The sequence below is a fragment of the Parashewanella hymeniacidonis genome (assembly GCF_016900895.1).
GTDB lineage: Bacteria > Pseudomonadota > Gammaproteobacteria > Enterobacterales > Shewanellaceae > Parashewanella > Parashewanella hymeniacidonis.
This window is the reverse complement of record NZ_JAFEUN010000265.1, coordinates 1-1,486: the sequence shown is the minus strand read 5'-3', so window position 1 is coordinate 1,486 and position 1,486 is coordinate 1. Positions and strand designations below refer to the sequence as shown.

2 protein-coding genes are annotated in these 1,486 nt (G+C 45.0%); one reads left to right on the top strand and one right to left on the bottom strand.

Annotated features, from left to right (window positions below):
- A partial coding sequence (locus JQC92_RS22235) for a hypothetical protein (protein WP_205001708.1) occupies positions 1-944 on the top strand: 944 nt, incomplete at its 5' end.
- On the opposite strand, the gene JQC92_RS22230 is transcribed toward JQC92_RS22235, so the two are convergent.
- A complete protein-coding gene (locus JQC92_RS22230) occupies positions 894-1,373 on the bottom strand; it encodes an IS66 family transposase (RefSeq protein ID WP_205001707.1) in 480 nt (159 codons plus the stop codon). The genes JQC92_RS22235 and JQC92_RS22230 overlap by 51 nt on opposite strands.
- Positions 1,374-1,486 lie beyond the last annotated feature (113 nt).

Sequence of the window (1,486 nt, the reverse complement as noted above, 5' to 3'; positions counted from 1 at the left end):
AGTTCATAGCGCTGGCAGCAGCGAAAGATGGTGACGAAACACCTGGACTATGTCTGGCGCTGCAAAATGGTCAGCATGATACGGTGACTGCGTTTATGAAGGTGCTGGCGGAGTTACTGAAGGCAGGGAAGTTATCAGAAGATAAGTTCATAGCGCTGGCAGCAGCGAAAGATGGTGACGAAATACCTGGACTATATTTGGCGCTGCAAAATGGTCATCATGAGACGGTGGCTGCGTTTATGGAAGTACTGGTGGAGTTACTGAAGGCAGGGAAGTTATCAGAAGATAAGTTCATAGGGCTGGCAGCGGGAAAAAGACGCGACGAAACACCTGGACTATGTCTAGCGCAGCAAAAAGGTCAGCATGAGACGGTGGCTGCGTTTATGAAGGTGCTGGCGGAGTTACTGAAGGCAGGGACGTTATCAGAAGATAAGTTCATAGCGCTGGCAGCGGGGAAAGATGGTGACGAAACACCTGGACTATGTCTGGCGCTGCAAGAGGGTCAGCATGAGGCGGTGGCTGCGTTTATGAAGGTGCTGGCGGAGTTACTGAAGGCAGGGACGTTATCAGAAGATAAGTTCATAGAGCTGGCAGCAGCGAAAGGTGGCAACGAAATACCAGGGTTATTTCTGGCGTTGCAAAACGGTCGTAATGAAGTGGTAACGGCATTTATGACGGTGTTGGCCGAGTTGTTGAGAGAAAAATCTTTGTCGGAAGAGGCATTCAAGGAGCTGGCAGCGGCGAAAAGTGGTAACGAAACATTTGGGTTATTTATGGCGCAGGAATGCCATTATCATAAGACGGTAAATGCATTCATGAGCGTGTTGGACTCGTTAGGTAGAGGTGGGAGTTTGTCCATGGATGCATTAACAGAACTCAAAAAGAGTAACTACTCAATAAGTTGTGGTAGTTCGAGATCCTTGCAACACGAAATCCCCCAGTAAAGGGATGGTATTTTTAAGAGAAAGCCTGTCATTTAAAAACGCCCAAAATGACAAATTTTGTTTTTGGCAGGTTTTACGCAAACTTGAAAAGGTGTCTCGACATCGGCGTCCTAAATCACTTCTTGTTCCACCACTTACTTTTCGCCTTTTAACGTGTTCCCGCAAATCGTTTTCACTGCCGTTGGTATGTATCGGAATTTCAGGTCGTTCCAGTACTCGAAGTAGTGACGATTTATGTTTGTGCAGTCGCTTTAGTTGTTGATTCAAGGTTTGATAGCTGGTCTTTTTCATAAAAATATCATCAAACCGTTGAGAGAGTTGTTCTGCTTTCTTAGCACAAGGCTCAACTTTATAACGTTTAAGCTCACGGTAAAAATCCCAAATCTCATTTCTCACTTTTTTGATATCGCTCCGGTGTTCAGCTGACATTTCGCACAGAGATCTCCTAACATTCAACAATAATTACTCACAGGAAACCTAGGTAGAAAGATCACAACACATATAGCGAATAGATCACAAAATAATAGCGAATAGATCACAGA

Bases quoted from the DNA above. Each gene is read 5' to 3' on its own strand.
- JQC92_RS22230 (WP_205001707.1), bottom strand. From the start codon at position 1,373: ATGTCAGCTGAACACCGGAGCGATATCAAAAAAGTGAGAAATGAGATT.